We start from the raw sequence: 18,145 nt of genomic DNA on the forward strand, positions 1-18,145 counted from the left end.
CCATGGCTGTGCACGCTGCCATGCCTGGCCTGGCAGCGCGGCCGCTGGCCCTGCTGGCGGGCGCGGCCTGCATGCTTGCCTTGCGCCACTATCCGCTGGGCCACGGCTGGCCCGGCCTGCTGTTTGCTGCCCTGCTGCCCGCGTATTTCCTGCTGCTGTGCTGGCGTCCCGCCTGCTGGCTGTTCTGTGTGCCCGCCCTGCTGCCCGTGCTGGACCTGGCGCCGTGGACGGGCTGGTTCTTCCTCGAAGAAATCGACGTGCTGCTGTTGCTGACCGTAGCCTGCGGCTATTGGCGCCTGGGCGGACCGGCCCAAGCGGCAGCGGCGCGGCTCTCGCCGGCCGCCCGCGCCTGTTTGCTGCTGTGCAGCCTGGCCTGGCTGGCGGCGCTGCTGCGCGGCGTCCTGCCGCTGGCGCCGCTCGACCTGAATGCCTGGGATAATTACCTGAGTTCCTACAACAGCTTGCGGCTGGGCAAGGCTTGGGCCTGGAGCATGCTGCTGTTGCCGCTGCTGCTGCGCGACGCGTCCGCGCCCGCCTTGCGCCGCTACGCGCTGCCGGGCATGCTGGCCGGGCTGGCCATGGTGTCATTGTTCGCGCTATGGGAACGGGCCGTGTTTCCCGGTCTGTCGAACCTGTCCAGCGACTACCGCATCACGGCGCCGTTTTCCGCCATGCACACGGGTGGCGCCGCGCTGGACGGCTACCTGGCCCTGAGCCTGCCGTTTGCCGCGCTGTGGCTGGCGCGCGCCAGCAGCCGCTGGCACGCGGTACTGGCCATGCTGCTGCTGGCCCTGGCCCTGCACGCGGCGTTCACGACCTTTTCGCGGGGCTTGTACGCGGCCCTGGCCGCGGCCATGCTGCTGGGATTCTGGCAAACCCTGCGGACGGCGCCCGGCGCGGCGCGGCGCGCGCCTTCCCAGTCGCCCATGCGCGGAGTGTTGCTGAGGCTGCTGCTGGCCGGCCTGGGCACCGTCCTGCTCGTGTACATGTTCAGCCTGGCCGGCTACCGGGGCTTGCTGGCCGCCGTCGTCCTGCTCGCGGCCAGCTTCGTGCTGGCCGCGCGACCGTTGCCGTGGCGCCTGGCGCCTGCCAGCGTACTGTGCGCGCTGTGCCTGCAAGGCTTGCTGGCCGCCTGGTGGCCGGAACCGTCCGGCCAGCAAACGGCCGGCTGGCTGAAAGGCCCGTATTTCCTGTTCCTGCTGGCCGCCGTGCTGCTGGCGATCGTGCTGCTGCCGGGCCCCCTGTGGTCCAGCGGCGCCGGCGGCAAGGAACCCGCCAGGCTGGGGCTGGCGATGATGGCGTGGACCATGCTGGCATGCAATCTCGCCTGGATAGGCTGGCACTGGGCGGGACCGCCGGCGCTGCTGCCGGCCGGCCTGGTCGTGCTGCTGGCCATGCTGATGCTGTGCAATGGACGCCTGCGCCCGCCGCTGTGGCGGCTGGACCGCGCCAGCCTCAGCATCGCGGGCGCGGCCGGCATCCTGCTGCTGCTGGCGATACCCGTGTCGGCCAGCTATTACGCCACCGAACGTTTCGCCACCACGGCCTTCGACATGCAAGGCCGCTTGCGCCATTGGCGGCAGGCGCTGGCCATGCAGCCGTCCGACTGGGGCGAGCGCCTGTTCGGCATGGGTAGCGGCAGCTTTCCCGCCACATATTACTGGCACAATCCCCAACGCGAGGTGCCGGCCAGCATCGCATATGCGGAAGACGGGGAAAACCGGTATGTGCGCCTGGCCAGTCCCGGCTACAGCGCCGGCTATGGCGAATTGCTGCGGCTGCTGCAGCGGCTGCCCGTGCAGCCCACCACGCACTACACTTTGGCGCTCGACGTGCGGCGCACGGGACCCATGCCCGTGCTGCTGGTGCGCCTGTGCCAGCGGCAATTGCTGTACGCCCAGGGCTGCGTGAACGTTCCGCTGCGCCTGCGCCCGCCGCCGCCTGGCAACCCGCTGGAGGGATGGCAACACTACGAAGTGCCGTTCGACAGCGCCTGGCTGGGCGCCGGTGCCTGGCTGCTGCGTCCGCCCGTGCAGCTGGAACTGGCGGCCAGTGGCACGGCCACCTCGTCGGTGCTCGAAGTCGACAATCTGAGCTTGCGCGCGCCGGGCGGCGAGGAACTGATCGCCAACGGGAGCTTTACGCAAGCCAACAATTACTGGTTTTTCAGCAGCGACCACCACCACCTGCCATGGCATATCAAGAGCATGGCCTTGCATTTGCTGATAGGAACGGGCTGGTGCGGCGCCCTGTCCATGCTGGCCCTGCTGGTTCTGGCCGGCCGGCGCCTGCTGCGCCAGGCCGCGCGCGGCGATGCAGGCGCGCTGGCGTGCGCCGCCGCCCTGCTGGGTTTTCTCGTCGTCGGCCTGTTCGACAGCCTGCTCGACGTGCCGCGCATCGCCCTGCTGTGCTACCTGATGCTGCTGTGCGCGCTGCTGCAGCCCGTGCCACCTCCTCACGTTGAAAGTGCGCCGCCATGAAAGCCCTGCCGTTTACCTTCTTTTTCACCCTCCTGTTGTGCCTGGCCTTGGCCAGCGCGCCGTGCCGCGCCGATGCGCCGCTGGCGCAAACCATCGCGCGCATCAAACCATCGATCGTCGGCGTGGGCAACCTGCAAAAAACGCGCACGCCGCCGATGAATTTCATCGGCACCGGTTTCGTGACCGGTGACGGCCTGAGCGTGCTCACTTGCGCCCATGTGATCCAGAAACTGCTCGACGCCAATCCGAACGAAGTCATCGGCATACTCACGGGCCAGGGCGACGTAGCGCAATTTCGCCCCGCCAAGGTCCAGGCGCTGGACACGGAACACGACCTGGCCTTGCTGCGCCTGGCGGGCGCGCCCCTGCCCGCCTTGGCGCTGGGCGACGCGGCCACGGTGCGCGAAGGTCAGGCCATGGCCTTTACGGGATTTCCGCTGGGCACATTGCTGGGGCTGCGCCACGTGACGCACCGCGCCACCGTGTCATCGCTGACACCCGTGGTCATGCCCAGCGAAAACGCGCAGCGCCTCGACGTCCGGCGCCTGGCGCAGCTGCAAAAGGCGCCGTACACCGTGTTCCAGCTGGACGCGACGGCGTATCCGGGCAGCAGCGGCAGTCCCTTGTTCGATCCCGAGACCGGTCTCGTCTACGGCATCGTCAACATGGTGTACGTCAAGGGCCTCAAAGAGGCAGCCATCAGCGCGCCCAGCGGCATCACTTACGCGATTCCGGGCAGCCACATGCAGGCGATCTTGCTGAAGAATAAATGACTGGTCAGTTGCGCCCCTGCCTCAGCCGGCTGGTAATGCCGGGCTCATCCCATGTCGGAAAAAAAAAGGGGTAAAACGACCGTTCACCCCCATGCTGTTCCATCAGGCCACCGAATTTACGGATTTGGGCCCCCATGTAATCGAGGTCCAGCCGTAGCAGCACGGCCGGCGCCCCCACGCGCGTGCACTCGCGCTCGCCGCCGAAGTCCTGGAAACCCAGCATGCGCTTGTAAAACACCACGTGGCGCGGGTTGACTTCAATTACGTAATCCGTAAAGCCGTGAATATTGTGGGCATAGATATAAGAAATATGAATCAGCGCCGCAAACACGCGCTTGCTTACGCCCTTGTCGATGGCCAGGCGCGACGGTTCGCACAGGCGCCGGCCCTGCGCGCGCAGGACGTCGAGCTTGTCGCGGAAGTTTTCATCGGCGGGCAAGCCCGTCTCGTCATTGTCGAGGCACAAGGTCATGGTGCCGACGGTGGTGCCGGCCGTTTCCGCGAACAGCGTGATTTTATTCAGCGCATGCGCCGTGCAGGGATCGACGGCATAGCCGCGCCAGCCGTACATCTTGCGGATCAGCAAACTGGCCGCTTCGCGCCGGCCACGCGAATTGGCCATGCGGATATGAAAGCGCTGCAGGTCGAGCTCATGCTCCATGGCCGGGTCGATCTGCCCCTCGCCCACCACCAGGTCACTGAAGGTACCTGGCGTGTCGAAGGAAATTATGGGTTCATCTTCAAAGCTCATCTTGTCCTCACGTTCATCGGCAGCCGTCGAGACGGACTGAAGCCAATGCCTTGTGACAAGAGAAAAACTGGAGAAGTTCCCAGCAATAGCTAAAAAAAACAGAAGAAATTTACCTTGGGATAGCAAAATAACACGATGAAATTTGTCTATAAGTACAAAATGGCAAATATAATTGCTTTTTTGACATTGTTGAGCTTGCTGTTAAAAAAAGCTTTCCGGTATCAATAACACATCGCCCGGCCGCATCATGACGTTGGCGGAAATATCGCCTTCCTTCAGCAAATCGTCGAGCCGAACCCTCAGCTGCTGCTGGTTGCCTTCGCGCACGCGAATGATGCTGGCCTTGTTGCCGGCCGCGAAATCGGTGATGCCGCCCACGGCGATGAGCACGTCCATCAGCGACATGCCCAGCCGGTACGGCAGCGCCTGCGGCTTGGCCGCCTCGCCAATCACTCGGATCTGCTCGCCATACGGTCCCGAGAAATTGGTGACGATCACCGTCACCACGGGCTGCTGGATGAACTTGCTCAAGGCTTGCTCGATGTCGCGTGCCAGCTGGGTCGACGTCTTGCCGCTGGCGGGCAAATCCTCGACCAGCGGCGTGGTGATCTTGCCGTCCGGCCGCACGGCCACCGTCAGCGATACTTCCGGATTGCGCCAGACGATGATGTTGACGGAGTCGCCCGGGCCGATCAGGTAATCGTGCATGGGGGCGCTGTCGTCGGAGGGCGCCAACGGAGGGCGCGTGCGGCAAGCGCCCAGCAGGCTGGCGGCGCCCGCCAGGACCAGCGTGTTGCAGACAAATGCACGGCGAAATGGATTCATGCGGAGCCTCTTCGAGTCGATGCGCGTCCATGGCCGGCCCCGCAGAACCAGCCTGGGCCGCGAACTTCCTATGATTATTAAAACCCGGCAAGTGAACCTTGAGGCGTATCAAGAAGCAATCATCTTGGAAAATCTTGCTCCACAGCCGCCCTATACTTTGCTTACTCAACAAGCAAGTATTTCTTGCAAGACGCCGTCGTTGTCCGCGCCGCCACCCCATCTACCGATCAGCATCGTCACCTGAAGGAAGCGACATGGAAGAATTGATACAGCAACTGCTTTCCGGCTTGAAAGGCATCTGGAAGTACCGCTGGCATGCGGTGCTGGTGGCGTGGCTGGTGGCCATCGGCGGCTTCATCAAGGTGATCACCCTGCCCGACGACTACCAGACGTCGGCGCGCGTGTTTGTCGATACGCAAACCATCCTCAAGCCGCTGATGGCCGGCATGACCAGCGTGCCGAACACGGAACAGCAGGTGGCCATCATGAGCCGCACCCTGCTCAGCCGCCCGAACGTGGAGCGCGTCATGCGCATGGTCGACCTCGACCTGGATTCGAAGACCGTGCGCGAACACGAAGCCCAGCTGGACAACTTGATGAGCCGCATCAAGATCACGGGCACCAACGCGTATGACATCTACACCATCAGTTACAGCGGGCGCGACCCCAAGCTCGTGCGCGACGTCGTGCAAAGCCTGCTGACCATCTTTGTCGAAGGCAGTTTCCAGGGTAAAAAGGGCGATTCGCAGAAGGCGGTACAGTTCATCGACGAGCAGATCAAGAATTACGAAGACAAGCTGAGCGCGGCGGAAAACCTGGTGAAGGAATTCAAGATCCGCAACAACCTGCTGCTGCCGCGCCAGGGCATCGACTATGGCAGCCAGCTGCTGATGTCGTCCGATAGCCTGAACAATGCCAAGCTGGAACTGGTCGAGGCGGAACAGTCGCGCAAGGCCATCCAGAGCCAGATCGAGGGCGACGAACCGGTGCTCGACCTGGAGCCAAGCGCCTCAGCCATCACGAATCCCGAACTCGACGAGCGCATCGCCTCGATCAACAAGAACCTCGACAATCTGCGCATGCAATTTACCGAACTGCATCCCGACATCATCGCTTCGAAACGCCTCGTGGCCCAGCTGGAAGAACGCAAGATCGAGGAAAGCAAGCTGAAAATGGCGTCCGGCGACCCGGGCAAGAACTACAGCCCCATGCTGCAGCAGTTGAAGGTGGCGCTGACGGATGCGGACGCCAAGGTGGCCGCCATCCGCGCCCGCGTGCAGGAATACAGCGCGCGCAACGAGCGCCTCCTGGCGCAAAGCAATGCCGTGCCCGAGGTGGAATCGCAGCTGGCGCAGCTCAACCGCGACTACATCATCAACAAGGAAAACTATGAAAAGCTGATCGGCCGGCGCGAAGCGGCCAAGCTGTCGGGCGAACTCAGTTCCACCACCGACATGATGGCCTTCAAGATCATCGACCCGCCCACGGTGCAATATGCGCCCGTCGGCCCGAACCGCCCGCTGCTGTTCAGCGCGGCGCTGGGCGCGGCACTGGTGGCCGGCGTCGCGACGGCCTTGCTCATCAGCCAGGTGCGTCCCACCTTCCTCAGCCCCTCCGAACTGCGCGATGCCACGGGCTTGAACGTGCTGGGCACGGTATCGATGAACTGGACGCCGCTGCAGCAGGTACGCCGCCGCCGCGCCCGCTATGGCTTCGGCGCCTGCCTGGGCAGCCTGTTCGTCCTGTACGGCGGGGTCATGACGGCCGCGCTGCTGAAATTCTAGATCCAAGGGAGCGACGATGAGCAGCAAGGACAGCGGCAAACACGAACCCACGATCCTCGGCGTGGCCGAGGCCAGCGTGCCATATATAGTGAACGGTACGGATGGCGCGGACGCAAGCCGGTCGCCCCGCTACCGCGCCCTGAACCTGGCCAAGCTGGACGAGCAAGGCATGCTCACGCACGATGGCGGGCGCAGCGCCGTGGCCGAGGATTTCCGCATCATCAAGCGCCCGCTGCTGCGCCAGGCGCGCGCCGGCGGCAGCGACGCCATCCGCCACGGCAACCTGATCGTCGTCACTAGCGCCATGCCGGGCGAAGGCAAGACCTACTGCGCCGTCAACCTGGCCATGAGCATCGCCATGGAACTGGATATCACGGTGCTGCTGGTCGATGCCGACGTGGCGCGCCCGTCCGTGCTGAAAGTGCTGGGCCTGCCGCCGGAGCCGGGGCTGATGGACGTGCTGCTCGACCCGCAACTGGCGATGGCCGACGTGATCCTGAAAACCAACGTGGCTAACCTTAGCATCCTGCCCGCCGGACGCAGCAACAAGCACGCGACGGAATTGCTGGCCAGCCGCGCCATGAGCCGCTTGCTGGCCGAGATCGCCAGCCGCTATGGCGACCGCATCGTCGTCTTCGATTCGCCGCCCCTGCTGATCACCAGCGAAGCGCACGCGCTGGTGGGGCAAATGGGCCAAGTGGTGATGGTGGTCGAGGCGGAAACGACGACCCAGCACGCCGTCAAGGAGGCGCTGCGGCAGATCGAGTCGTGCGAACACATTCATTTGATCTACAACAAGACCAAATCGTTCCCCGGCAACGACTACTACGGCTATGGCCATTACGATTAGCCGCCGGGGCTCGCTGCCGCTGCTGCTGTCCCTGCTGCTGCCCGTGCCGGCCAGTGCCATCGACTGGCTGGCAAAACCGTCGCTGCGCCTGCGCGAAAGCTATACGGACAATGCCTTGCGCGCGCCGCCCGGCAAGGCGCAGTCGGACTTCATCACGGAAATCGCGCCCGCCATTGCCCTCATCGGCACGGGCCCCCGGCTGCGCGTGCACCTCGATTACAGCTGGCACAAATACCTGTCCGGACAACGGGCCGATACCGACAACCACGAACTGCAGGCCTCGGCCGACGCCGAACTGGTCAAGGACTGGTTCTTCATCGATGCCAACGCCAGCGTGAGCCGGCGCAACATCTCGCCGTTCGGCCCCCAATTGATCGACGATCTGCCCGACACGGACAATGCCAGCACCGTGCGCACCACGGGCATCAGCCCCTATTTGCGCCACCGTCTCCGCGGCCTGGCCACGGCCGAGCTGCGCTACACGCGCAACACGGTCGACAGCGGCGGCGACGTGCTGTCCGTGCACAGCGATGAAATGGAATTGCTGCTCAGCGGCGAGCCGCGCGGCACCGGCTGGACATGGAACGCCAGCCACGACGTGCGCCGCACGCAGGACAGCAAGCTGGCGCCCGTGCGCATGCAGCGCAGCAGCGTGGGCCTGCGCTATCCGTTCAGCAGCAAATGGTCGGCCACGGCCAGCGGCGGCATGGAAAAGGAAGGTTATATCTCGGCCAGCGGCAAGGCGCCCGAGGGCCGCTTCTGGTCGCTGGGCGGCGTGTGGACGCCGTCGCCGCGCACCAGCGTGGCCTTCAGCACCGGCAAGCGCTTCTTCGGCACCACCTACAGCCTGGACGCCACGTTCCTGCAGCGCCATACCAACTGGCAACTGAACTACAGCGAAAACATCACCACCATGCCCACGCAGTTTTCGCGCCTGGGCAACCGCGACTCGGGCCAGTTGCTCGATCAATTGTGGCGCGGCATCTTTCCCAATGCGCGCGACCGGCGCCTGCGCATCGATGCCTTTCTGCGCTACGCCAACAGCCTGGGGCCGGAACGGGGCGCCATCAATTACTTCAGCCACCGCTATTTCCTGCAAAAGCAGCTGAAGCTGACGATGGCGCGCGCCACGGCGAAAAGCACGATGATCGCCGGCATCACCGCCGTCGACCGCACGGCGCAAACGGCGAGCGGCATCGACAGCGGCTTGCTGCCCGGCGTGGAATTCGGCAGCGAAGACCGCACGCGCCAGATCGGCGGCAACGTGGGCTGGAGCTGGCAAGCCAGTTCGCGCACCAGCGTGAATGTCAATGCCGGCTACGCCAGCGTGCGCTCGCTGAGCGTGCCCCGGCGCGACAACAACATCACCGTGACGGCCGGCTACACGCGCCTCCTGCAGCCGAACATGACGGCCAGCATCGATGTGCGGCACACGCGGCACGCCAGCAACCGCGGCGGCGACTACCGCGAAAACGGCGTCAGCGCCACGCTTACCATGCAATTCTAAGGAGGCCGCAGCATGTCCGACCCCTCTCTTGCGTCCGCCGCGCCGGCGCACCTGCTGTGCGTGGTGGCCGCGCGCCCCAACCTGATGAAGATGGCGCCCATCCTGGCCGCCCTGGCCCGCCAGGCGCCCGCCGTGCGCGTGACCTTGCTGCATACCGGCCAGCATTACGACACGGCCATGAATGGCCAGCTGTTTGCGGACCTGGATCTGCGCCCGCCCGATATCTGCCTCGACGTGGGCTCGGGCAACCACGCGCGGCAGACGGCCGAGATCATGCGCCGCTTCGACGCCGTGCTCGATGCGCATCCGCCGCTGGCGCCCGATGGCGTGCTGGTGGTGGGCGACGTCAATTCCACCTTGGCTTGCGCGCTGGTGGCGGCCAAGCGCGGCATGCCCGTGATCCACGTCGAGGCGGGCTTGCGCAGCGGCGACCGGCGCATGCCCGAGGAAATCAACCGCGTGCTGACGGACCAGCTGTCAGACCTGCTGCTGACCAGCGAGGAAGGCGCGCGCGCCAACCTGCTGCGCGAAGGCATCGCCCCCGAACGCATTCACTTCACGGGCAACGTCATGATCGACAGCCTGCGGCGGCAACTGCCGCGCGCCGTGCCGCCCGCCGGCACCCTGCGCGCCCACGGCCACGCCTGCCCGCCCGCGTATGGCCTGTTGACCCTGCACCGGCCATCGAACGTGGATGCGCCGGCGCAACTGAAAGCGCTGCTGGGGGCGCTGGGGCAATTGTCGCAACAACTGCCGCTGCTGTTTCCCATCCACCCGCGCACCCTGGCCGGCCTGCGCCTGGCGGGCCTGGAACCGCTGCTGGCGCAGCATGCCATCGTCTGCCTGCCGCCGCTGGGCTATTTGGAAATGCTGGGCCTGATGCAGGATGCGCGCCTGGTGCTGACGGATTCGGGCGGCGTGCAGGAAGAAAGCACGGCCCTGGGCGTGCCCTGCTTGACCCTGCGCGACAATACGGAACGCCCCGTCACCGTGAGCGATGGCACGAACACGCTGGCGGGCACGGATCCGATCGCCATTTTGGCGCTGGCGCGGGCCATCCTGGACACGGGCGGCAAGCAGGGCCGCATTCCGCCGTTGTGGGACGGCCACGCGGCCACGCGCATCGCCGCCGTCATCGCGCCCTGGCTGACGGCGCACCGGGGCACGCCGTGACGCCGCCGGTGATTTTGCGCAACGCGCTCACCATCGACGTGGAAGATTACTTTCAGGTGTCCGCCTTCGCGCCGCACATCGCGCGCGCCGACTGGCCCCGCCTGGAATGCCGGGTCGAGGCGAATATCGAGCGCATCCTGCTGCTGCTCGACAGCCGGGGCATCCACGCCACCTTCTTTACCCTGGGCTGGATCGCCGAGCGCTATCCGGCCATGCTGCGCCGCGTGGCCGACGCCGGGCACGAAGTGGCCAGCCACGGCTATGTGCACCTGCGCGCCAGCGACCAGTCGGCCGCGCAATTCGCCGACGACGTGCGCCGCAGCAAGAGCATCCTCGAGCAATTGACGGGGCTGGCCGTGCGCGGCTACCGGGCGCCCAGCTTTTCCATCGGTGCGGCCAACCTGTGGGCTTTCGACGTGCTGCAGGAAGCGGGCTACCGCTACAGTTCCAGCATCTACCCGATCCGCCACGACCACTACGGCATGCCCGATGCTCCCCGCTTCGCCTGGCGGCCACGGGGCCCGCACGGCGTGCTGGAACTGCCCGTCAGCACCGTGCGCCTGCGCGGGCGCAACTTGCCGGCCGGCGGCGGCGGCTACTTCAGATTGATGCCGTATGCACTGTCGCGCTGGCTTTTGCGACGCATCAATTCGCGCGACGGGCAAGCTGGCATATTCTATTTTCATCCCTGGGAACTCGATCCCGGCCAGCCGCGCCCGCCGGGCCTCGACGCCAGGACGCGCTTTCGCCACTACCTGAACCTGGGGCGCATGGAAGCACGGCTGGGGCGCCTGACGGGCGACTTCGCCTGGGACCGCATGGACCGTATTTTTCTGGAAAGCACATGATGCACGAGGCCAGCCTTGCTCCCGACCAGGCACAGTCCACCAGCAACGCCATCGCCGTGCTGCCTCTGCAGCCGCACGAGCACGCGCGCTGGGACGCCTTTGTCAACACGTGCCCGGAAGCGACCTTTTTTCACCGGGCCGGCTGGCAAACCATCATGGAGCAAGGTTTCAAACACGACAGCTATTTCCTGTACGCGGAACAGGATGGACGCATCGCCGGCGTGCTGCCGCTGGCGCATTTGCGTAGCCGCGTGTTCGGCTCCGCCCTCGTGTCGCTGCCCTTTTGCGTGTACGGCGGCATCGCCGGCGGCAGCGCGGCCGTGCGCCAGGCGCTCGACAGTGCCGCACTGGCGCTGGCCCGGCACCTCGGCGTGGGGCATCTGGAATACCGCTGGCGTGAGGTGCAGGAAAAGCTGGACGATTCCTGGCTGCAGAAACCCCTGTACGCGACCTTCCGCCGCCCCTTGCTCCCCGACGCGGAACAGAATCTGCTGGCCATTCCCCGCAAGCAGCGCGCCGTCGTGCGCAAGGCCATGGCGGCCGGCCTGCACAGCGCCATCGACTATGACATCAGCCGTTTCTACCCGCTCTACGCGGCCAGCGTGCACCGGCTGGGCACGCCCGTCTTCGCGCGGCGCCATTTTGCCCTGCTGCGCACGGTGTTTGGTGACGCCTGCGACATCCTCACCGTCTACCACGGCCAGCAGGCGCAAGCGAGCGTGCTGCTGTTCTATTTCCGCGATGAAGTGCTGCCATATTACGGCGGCGGCAGCGTGCTGGCGCGCAGCACGGGCGCCAACGATTTCATGTACTGGGAAGCGATGCGCCGCGCCTGCGCGCGCGGCTACCGCCTGTTCGATTTCGGCCGCAGCAAGCTGGGAACCGGGGCCTACGACTTCAAGAAGAACTGGGGCTTTGCGCCGCAGCCGCTGCCATATGCCTACAAGCTCGTGCGCGCGAATGCATTGCCGGATGTCAATCCCCTGAATCCGAAATACGCGCTGTTCCTCCGCGCCTGGCGCCGCCTGCCGCTGCCGCTGGCCAACCTGCTGGGGCCGCACATCGTGCGGCAACTGGGCTAAGCAAAGGACCCACCATGCGCGAACTGCTCTTCCTCGCCCACCGCCTGCCGTATCCGCCCAACAAGGGCGACAAGATACGCTCGTGGCACATGCTGCAATACCTGAGCCGGCATTTCCGCGTGCACCTGGGCTGCTTCATCGACGATGACGACGACTGGCAGCACGCGAAAACCGTGGCCGCCCTGTGCGCCAGCACGCGTTTCATCGACTTGCGGCGGGGCCCGGCCCGCTGGCGCGCCATGCAGGCGCTGCTGTCGCGCCAGGCCATGAGCGTGCAGTACTACCGCGATGCGCACCTGCTGCAATGGGTCAACGACTTGGTGTCCGGCGGCAAGGTGCGCCACGCGCTGGCCTTTTCCGGGCCCATGGCGCAATACATCGACGGCAGCGCGGGCCGCACCCTGCACCGCGTGATCGATTTCGTCGACGTCGATTCCGACAAGTGGCGCCAGTACGGCGACAGCAAGCCCTGGCCCATGTCGCAGCTGTACCGGCGCGAAGCGCGGCTGCTGCTGCGGTACGAGCGCCATATCGCCCAGCAGTTCACAGCCGCCAGCTTCGTCTCGCCGGCCGAAGCGGCCCTGTTCCGCCAGTGCGCCCCGATGGCGCGGCGCAAGACGGGCTACTTCAACAACGGCGTCGACACGGCGTATTTCACGCCCATGCCGGCCCAGCCTGGCGTGTATCCGGCGGGCGTGCAGGCGCTGGTGTTTACGGGCGCCATGGATTACTGGCCGAACGTCGACGCCGTGCAATGGTTCGTGCGCCACGTCTGGCCCGCCCTGCGGCGCCAGTTTCCCCAGCTGCAGTTCTATATCGTCGGCAGCGCACCCGTGCCCGCCGTGACGGCGCTGGCCAAAGTAGCTGGCGTGGTGGTGACGGGCAAGGTGCCCGATATCCGGCCCTACCTGGCCGGCGCGGCGCTGGCCGTGGCGCCCCTGCGCATCGCCCGCGGCGTGCAAAACAAGGTGCTCGAAGCGATGGCGATGGGCAAGATCGTGCTGGCCACGCCGCAGGCGCTCGAAGGCATCGCGGCGCAGCCGGGCCTGGAATTGCTGCTGGCGCGCGACGACGCCGAATTCATCCACCATGCGGCGCGCGTGCTGCGCAATGCGCAAAGTGGCGCGGCCGAAGGCAGCGGCGCGGCCATCGGCGCGGCGGCGCGCCAGCTGGTCTTGCAGGATTACGACTGGGAACGCAATCTGCGTGGCCTGGGCGCCATGCTGGGCCTGCCAGCCGAGGCCAATTCCGAGGCTGCCGCCAGCGCCGCCACGCCTTTGCAGCCCGTGCGGGAGCCATCCACATGAGCTTGCAGCTCGACCAGCTGGCCCGCTTGCCGGATGCGGCCGTCCTGCCGCAAGGTCATCCGCGGCGCCAGGCCGCGCTGGTGGCGCTGCTGCTGTCCCTGGCCGCCGTCGTGCTGCTGTACCACGCCACTTTCTGGTCGATGGTGGAACTGTGGACCCGCTCGCAGACGTTCGCGCACGGTTTCCTGATCGTGCCCATCAGTTGCTGGCTGGCCTGGCGCCAGCGTGCCCGCCTGGCCGCCCTGGCGCCCCGGCCGTCGCGCCAGGGCTTGCTGCTGCTGGGCGTGCTGGGCCTGGCCTGGCTGCTGGCCGATGCCGCCAACGTGCCCGTGGTGGAACAATATGCGGCCACGGCCATGCTGCCCGCCTGCGTGCTGGCCATCCTCGGCTGGCCGGCCGTGCGCCTGCTGGCCTTTCCGCTGGCCTACCTGTTTCTTGCCGTACCGTTTGGCGAAGTCTTCATCGAGCCCCTGATCGACTTTACGGCCGCTTTCACGGTGACCGCGCTGCAATGGTCGGGGGTGCCCGTATTTCGCGATGGCAGCAATTTTTCTCTGCCCACCGGCAACTGGTCGGTGGTGGAAGCATGCAGCGGCTTGCGCTACCTGATCGCCGCGCTGGCCCTGGGCGCCCTGTTCGCCCATGTGAACTGCCACAGCACGCGGCGGCGCGTGGCCGTCATGGCCGCCGCCCTGCTCGTGCCCATCCTCGCCAATGGCGTGCGCGCCTACCTGATCGTGATGCTGGGCCACCTGAGCGACATGCGCCTGGCCGTCGGTGTCGATCACCTGATCTATGGCTGGCTGTTCTTCGGCCTGGTGGCGCTGCTGCTGTTCTGGCTGGCCGCGCGCTGGCGCGAATTGCCGCCGCCACGCGCCGTGCCGTCAGCTCAACCCGTGCCCCTGAGCGCCGGCGCGGCCAGCCCGCGCGCCGCCGTGCGCGCCGGCGTCGCCTGCCTGCTGCTGGCGGCCGTGTGGCCGGCACTGGCGCTGGCCAGCCAGCGCGATGATGGCGCCACACTGCCTGCCATGGTGCTGGCCTTCCCCGATCCGCCCGCCTGGCGGCGCCTGCACGACGCGGTACCCGACTGGCAAGCGCAGTATGCGGGCACGCCCGCGCGGTTTGCCGCCACCTATGCGCGCCAGGACGGCGACGGCACGCCCGTGGGGCTGCAACTGCACTGGTATGCGCGCCAGGCGCGCGACGCCGAGCTGCTGACGCACCAGGCCTTGCCGTATGGCGCCCGCTGGATGCCATTGGCGCAGCGCGTGCGGCACGTCAAGCTGGCCAGCGGCGCGCTGGCCGTGCGCGAAAGCGTGCTGGCGTACGGCGGCGAACGCCTGCTCGTGTGGCGCGTCTACCGCCAGGGCGGCATCGTCACGGCCAGGCCCGTGCTGGTGAAACTGTTGCTGGCGCAAGCCAAGCTGCTGGGCAGGCGCCAGGATGGCGCCGACATCATCGTCTTTGCCGCCTACGACGAGCTGGCGCCGCCGCCGCGCGCGCGCCTGCAAGCGTTCCTGCAGGCGGCGCTGCCCGTCATCGAACAACGCTTGCAGGAGCTACCGCATGGCCCTTGACTTCGACACCGGCGGCACAGAAGCGGTCAGCGCCGCGCCCCTGATCGTGCACGTGATCCACCAGCTCGACGTGGGCGGGCTGGAAAACGGCCTCGTCAACCTGATCAACCATTTGCCGCCGGAACGCTACCGGCACGCCATCGTCTGCATGAAAAACGCCACCGCGTTTCGCCTGCGCCTGACCACGCCCGGTGTCGATGTGATCAGCCTGGACAAGCGCGAAGGCAAGGACTGGCGCCACTACCTGCACCTGTACCGCGTGCTGAAACAGCTGCGGCCGGCAGTGGTACACACGCGCAACCTCGGCTGCCTCGAGGCGCAGCTGCTGGCCTGCCTGGCCGGCGTGCGCCTGCGCGTGCATGGCGAACACGGGCGCGACATGAGCGACTTGCACGGCACACGCCGCAAATACCGGCTGCTGCGCAAATTGATGCTGCCGCTGGTGCAGCACTTCATTGCCGTCAGCGCCGACCTGGGCCACTGGCTGGTGGACGCCATCGGCGCGGCGCCCGCGCAGGTGTCGCACATCGGCAATGGCGTCGACAGCGTGCAATTCCATCCGCGCCTGGGGCCGCCGGCTGCCGTGGGCCCGCCCGGCTTCCTGTGCAACGGCGCCTTCGTCATCGGCAGCGTGGGCCGCATGGCGGCCGTCAAGGACCATGCCTCGCTGGTGCGCGCGTTTTTGCTGTTGCTGGCGCAGCCGGGCGCCCGCGCGCGCCTGCGCCTGATCATCGTCGGCGACGGGCCGTGCCGCCAGGCTTGCCTGGAGCTGCTGCAGCAGGCCGGCGTGGCGCACCTTGCCTGGCTGCCCGGCGCGCGCGACGACGTGGCGCAACTGCTGCGCACCATGGACCTGTTCGTGCTGCCTTCGCTGGCCGAAGGCAGCTCGAACACCATCCTCGAAGCGATGGCGACAGGGCTGCCCATCGTCGCCACGCAGGTGGGCGGCAATGCGGAACTGGTGCAGCCGGGCTGGAGCGGCACCCTGGTGCCGCCCGGTTCGCCCGAGATGCTGGCCGACGCCATGCTCGACTACTACAGCATGCCGGAACTGGGCCCCCGTCACGGCGCGCGCGGCCGGCGCCAGGTGCTGGCCGAGCACAGCCTGCCCGCCATGGCCGGCGCCTACCTGGCCGTGTACGACCGCCTGACGGGCGCGCGCCAGCCTTCTCCCCTGTCCACCACTCCCTGAAAGGCCTTCCATGTGCGGCATCAGCGGCATCTTTGATTTGCAGGGCCAGCGCGACATCGACATGCTGCTGCTGGCGCGCATGAACCACAGCCTGCGCCACCGGGGGCCGGATGAAGGGGGCTTGCACCGCGAGCCGGGCCTGGGCCTGGCGCACCGGCGCCTGTCCGTGATCGACCTGGCCAGCGGCCAGCAGCCGCTGTTCAACGCCGACCGCAGCATCGCCATCGTCTTCAATGGCGAAATCTATAACTACCGCAACCTGATGGCGGAGCTGCGCCAGTTCGGCCACCAGTTCCGCACCAGCAGCGACACGGAAGTCATCGTCCACGCCTGGGAACAATGGGGCGAACAATGCGTGCAGCGCCTGCGCGGCATGTTCGCCTTCGCCCTGTGGGACCGCCGCCGCCACCTGCTGTTCCTGGCGCGCGACCGCCTCGGTGTCAAACCGCTGTACTACGGCGAGGCGCAGGACGGCACCTTGCTGTTCGGCTCCGAACTGAAAGCCCTGCTCGCGCATCCGGCCATGCCGCGCGCGCTCGACCCGCTGGCGGTGGAAGAGTATTTCGCCTACGGCTACGTGCCCGAGCCGCGCAGCATCTTCCAGCATGCGCGCAAGCTGCCGCCCGGGCATACGCTCTCCATCCGCGCGGGCCAGCCGCTGCCAGCGCCGCAATCGTACTGGGACATTCCCTTCGCGCCGAATCCCGCCGCCAGCGAGGCGCAGGCGGCCGACGAACTGCTGGCGCGCCTGCGCGAAGCCGTGCGCATCCGCATGGTGGCCGAAGTGCCGCTGGGGGCATTCCTGTCCGGCGGCGTCGATTCGAGCGCCGTCGTGGCGCTGATGGCCGGCGTCAGCAGCACGCCCGTCAACACCTGTTCCATCTCGTTCGGCGACCCGGCGTACAACGAGGCGCGCTACGCCGACCTTGTGGCGCGCCGCTACGGCACGGCGCACCACGCGCGCCAGGTCGAGCAGGACGACTTCGAACTGATCGATTTGCTGGCCAACCTGTACGACGAACCGTTCGCCGACAGTTCCGCCATGCCCACCTACCGCGTCTGCCAGCTGGCGCGCCAGCGGGTCACGGTGGCCCTGTCGGGCGACGGCGGCGATGAAAGCCTGGCCGGCTACCGGCGCTACCGCCTGCACACGCGCGAGGAAAAAGTGCGCAAGGCGATGGACCCGCTGCTGCCGGCCGGCTTGCGCCAGTCGCTGTTCGGCACCCTGGGACGGTTGTACCCGAAGGCCGACTGGGCGCCCCGCTTCCTGCGCGCCAAGACCACGTTCGAGGGTCTGGCGCGCGACACGACGGACGCGTATTTTCACGGAGTCAGCCTGCTGGGCGACGCCATGCGCGCGCGCCTGTTCAGCCCAGAGCTGCGGCGCAGCCTGCACGGTTACCGCGCCGTCGAAGTGCTGCGCCGCCACGCGCTGGCCAGCCCCGCGCAAGATCCGCTGTCGCAGGTGCAGTACCTGGACCTGAAAACCTATCTGCCCGGCGACATCCTCACCAAAGTCGACCGGGCCAGCATGGCGCATGCGCTGGAAGTGCGTTCGCCACTGCTCGACCATGAACTGGTGGCGTGGATGTCGGGCCTGCCGCCGCAATTCAAGCTGCGGCGCGGCGAAGGCAAGTACCTGCTGAAAAAAGCCCTGCGCCCGCTGCTGCCCGATACCCTGCTGTACCGCCAGAAGATGGGCTTTTCCATCCCGCTGGCCGACTGGCTGCGCGGCCCGCTGCGCCAGCGCCTGCAACAGCGGCTGCTGGGTCCCACCTTGGCGCAGTGCGGCCTGTTCGACATGGATTACGTGCGCCTGCTGCTCGATCAGCATGCGAGCGGGCGGCGCGACTACAGCGCGCCCTTATGGTCGCTGCTGATGTTTGAGGCGTTCCTGCGGCAGGTTGCAAAGGGGTCAGACCCGTCGGGGGAATATGGCCCAATGGGCCGTATTGCGCTCCCGCAGGGACTGACCCCAACATCCGTCCCAGGCTAA

14 protein-coding genes are annotated in these 18,145 nt (G+C 66.8%); 12 read left to right on the forward strand and 2 right to left on the reverse strand.

The window, feature by feature from the left end:
- Positions 1-2 precede the first annotated feature (2 nt).
- Positions 3-2,480, forward strand: coding sequence for a hypothetical protein (locus tag ACQ4WO_RS06860; RefSeq protein WP_436480756.1), 2,478 nt, complete (start codon positions 3-5; stop codon positions 2,478-2,480).
- A complete protein-coding gene (locus tag ACQ4WO_RS06865; RefSeq protein WP_436480757.1) occupies positions 2,477-3,253 on the forward strand; it encodes a S1 family peptidase in 777 nt (258 codons plus the stop codon). Before ACQ4WO_RS06860 ends, ACQ4WO_RS06865 begins: the two co-directional genes overlap by 4 nt.
- A 4-nt stretch (positions 3,254-3,257) precedes the next feature.
- On the opposite strand, the gene ACQ4WO_RS06870 is transcribed toward ACQ4WO_RS06865, so the two are convergent.
- Complete coding sequence (locus ACQ4WO_RS06870) at positions 3,258-4,004, reverse strand: N-acyl amino acid synthase FeeM domain-containing protein (RefSeq protein ID WP_436480758.1); 747 nt, start codon at positions 4,002-4,004, stop codon at positions 3,258-3,260.
- Between the two features lie 201 nt (positions 4,005-4,205).
- A complete protein-coding gene (locus tag ACQ4WO_RS06875) occupies positions 4,206-4,829 on the reverse strand; it encodes an XrtA/PEP-CTERM system exopolysaccharide export protein (protein ID WP_436480759.1) in 624 nt (207 codons plus the stop codon).
- 254 nt (positions 4,830-5,083) lie between these two features.
- Here ACQ4WO_RS06875 and ACQ4WO_RS06880 point away from each other — a divergent pair, with 254 nt between their 5' ends.
- Genes ACQ4WO_RS06880 through ACQ4WO_RS06925 form a run of 10 tightly spaced genes read left to right on the forward strand, consistent with a single transcriptional unit; the run spans position 5,084 to position 18,145 of the window.
- A complete protein-coding gene (locus ACQ4WO_RS06880; protein ID WP_436480760.1) occupies positions 5,084-6,613 on the forward strand; it encodes an XrtA system polysaccharide chain length determinant in 1,530 nt (509 codons plus the stop codon).
- 16 nt (positions 6,614-6,629) lie between these two features.
- Positions 6,630-7,463 (forward strand): XrtA-associated tyrosine autokinase, encoded by an 834-nt coding sequence (locus ACQ4WO_RS06885; protein WP_436480761.1) that lies wholly within the window; start codon positions 6,630-6,632, stop codon positions 7,461-7,463.
- Positions 7,447-8,970 carry a TIGR03016 family PEP-CTERM system-associated outer membrane protein gene (locus ACQ4WO_RS06890; protein ID WP_436480762.1) on the forward strand — a complete coding sequence of 508 codons (1,524 nt, stop codon included), beginning with the start codon at positions 7,447-7,449 and terminating at the stop codon, positions 8,968-8,970. Before ACQ4WO_RS06885 ends, ACQ4WO_RS06890 begins: the two co-directional genes overlap by 17 nt.
- Before the next feature lie 12 nt (positions 8,971-8,982).
- Positions 8,983-10,143: a non-hydrolyzing UDP-N-acetylglucosamine 2-epimerase gene (wecB, locus tag ACQ4WO_RS06895; protein ID WP_436480763.1), complete on the forward strand. Its 1,161-nt coding sequence runs from the start codon at positions 8,983-8,985 to the stop codon at positions 10,141-10,143.
- Positions 10,140-10,991: an XrtA system polysaccharide deacetylase gene (locus ACQ4WO_RS06900; RefSeq protein WP_436480764.1), complete on the forward strand. Its 852-nt coding sequence runs from the start codon at positions 10,140-10,142 to the stop codon at positions 10,989-10,991. Before wecB ends, ACQ4WO_RS06900 begins: the two co-directional genes overlap by 4 nt.
- Complete coding sequence (locus ACQ4WO_RS06905; protein ID WP_436481177.1) at positions 10,991-12,073, forward strand: FemAB family XrtA/PEP-CTERM system-associated protein; 1,083 nt, start codon at positions 10,991-10,993, stop codon at positions 12,071-12,073. The genes ACQ4WO_RS06900 and ACQ4WO_RS06905 overlap by 1 nt, the downstream gene beginning before the upstream one ends.
- A gap of 14 nt (positions 12,074-12,087) precedes the next feature.
- A complete protein-coding gene (locus ACQ4WO_RS06910) occupies positions 12,088-13,380 on the forward strand; it encodes a TIGR03087 family PEP-CTERM/XrtA system glycosyltransferase (protein ID WP_436480765.1) in 1,293 nt (430 codons plus the stop codon).
- Entirely contained in the window at positions 13,377-14,957 is a 1,581-nt protein-coding gene (xrtA, locus tag ACQ4WO_RS06915) for an exosortase A (RefSeq protein ID WP_436480766.1), read from the forward strand. Before ACQ4WO_RS06910 ends, xrtA begins: the two co-directional genes overlap by 4 nt.
- Entirely contained in the window at positions 14,947-16,149 is a 1,203-nt protein-coding gene (locus ACQ4WO_RS06920) for a TIGR03088 family PEP-CTERM/XrtA system glycosyltransferase (protein ID WP_436480767.1), read from the forward strand. The genes xrtA and ACQ4WO_RS06920 overlap by 11 nt, the downstream gene beginning before the upstream one ends.
- Positions 16,150-16,159: 10 nt before the next feature.
- Positions 16,160-18,145: an XrtA/PEP-CTERM system amidotransferase gene (locus tag ACQ4WO_RS06925; protein WP_436480768.1), complete on the forward strand. Its 1,986-nt coding sequence runs from the start codon at positions 16,160-16,162 to the stop codon at positions 18,143-18,145.

This window comes from Janthinobacterium aestuarii (assembly GCF_051380835.1).
GTDB lineage: Bacteria > Pseudomonadota > Gammaproteobacteria > Burkholderiales > Burkholderiaceae_D > Janthinobacterium > Janthinobacterium aestuarii.

What these genes read in the sequence shown, in the direction of transcription:
- ACQ4WO_RS06870 (WP_436480758.1), bottom strand. Translation starts at nt 4,004, where the DNA reads ATGAGCTTTGAAGATGAACCCATAATTTCCTTCGACACGCCAGGTACC.
- ACQ4WO_RS06860 (WP_436480756.1), top strand. Translation starts at nt 3, where the DNA reads ATGGCTGTGCACGCTGCCATGCCTGGCCTGGCAGCGCGGCCGCTGGCC.
- ACQ4WO_RS06910 (WP_436480765.1), top strand. Translation starts at nt 12,088, where the DNA reads ATGCGCGAACTGCTCTTCCTCGCCCACCGCCTGCCGTATCCGCCCAAC.
- ACQ4WO_RS06905 (WP_436481177.1), top strand. Translation starts at nt 10,991, where the DNA reads ATGCACGAGGCCAGCCTTGCTCCCGACCAGGCACAGTCCACCAGCAAC.
- ACQ4WO_RS06865 (WP_436480757.1), top strand. Translation starts at nt 2,477, where the DNA reads ATGAAAGCCCTGCCGTTTACCTTCTTTTTCACCCTCCTGTTGTGCCTG.
- xrtA (WP_436480766.1), top strand. Translation starts at nt 13,377, where the DNA reads ATGAGCTTGCAGCTCGACCAGCTGGCCCGCTTGCCGGATGCGGCCGTC.
- ACQ4WO_RS06880 (WP_436480760.1), top strand. Translation starts at nt 5,084, where the DNA reads ATGGAAGAATTGATACAGCAACTGCTTTCCGGCTTGAAAGGCATCTGG.
- ACQ4WO_RS06875 (WP_436480759.1), bottom strand. Translation starts at nt 4,829, where the DNA reads ATGAATCCATTTCGCCGTGCATTTGTCTGCAACACGCTGGTCCTGGCG.
- ACQ4WO_RS06925 (WP_436480768.1), top strand. Translation starts at nt 16,160, where the DNA reads ATGTGCGGCATCAGCGGCATCTTTGATTTGCAGGGCCAGCGCGACATC.
- ACQ4WO_RS06885 (WP_436480761.1), top strand. Translation starts at nt 6,630, where the DNA reads ATGAGCAGCAAGGACAGCGGCAAACACGAACCCACGATCCTCGGCGTG.
- ACQ4WO_RS06890 (WP_436480762.1), top strand. Translation starts at nt 7,447, where the DNA reads ATGGCCATTACGATTAGCCGCCGGGGCTCGCTGCCGCTGCTGCTGTCC.
- wecB (WP_436480763.1), top strand. Translation starts at nt 8,983, where the DNA reads ATGTCCGACCCCTCTCTTGCGTCCGCCGCGCCGGCGCACCTGCTGTGC.
- ACQ4WO_RS06920 (WP_436480767.1), top strand. Translation starts at nt 14,947, where the DNA reads ATGGCCCTTGACTTCGACACCGGCGGCACAGAAGCGGTCAGCGCCGCG.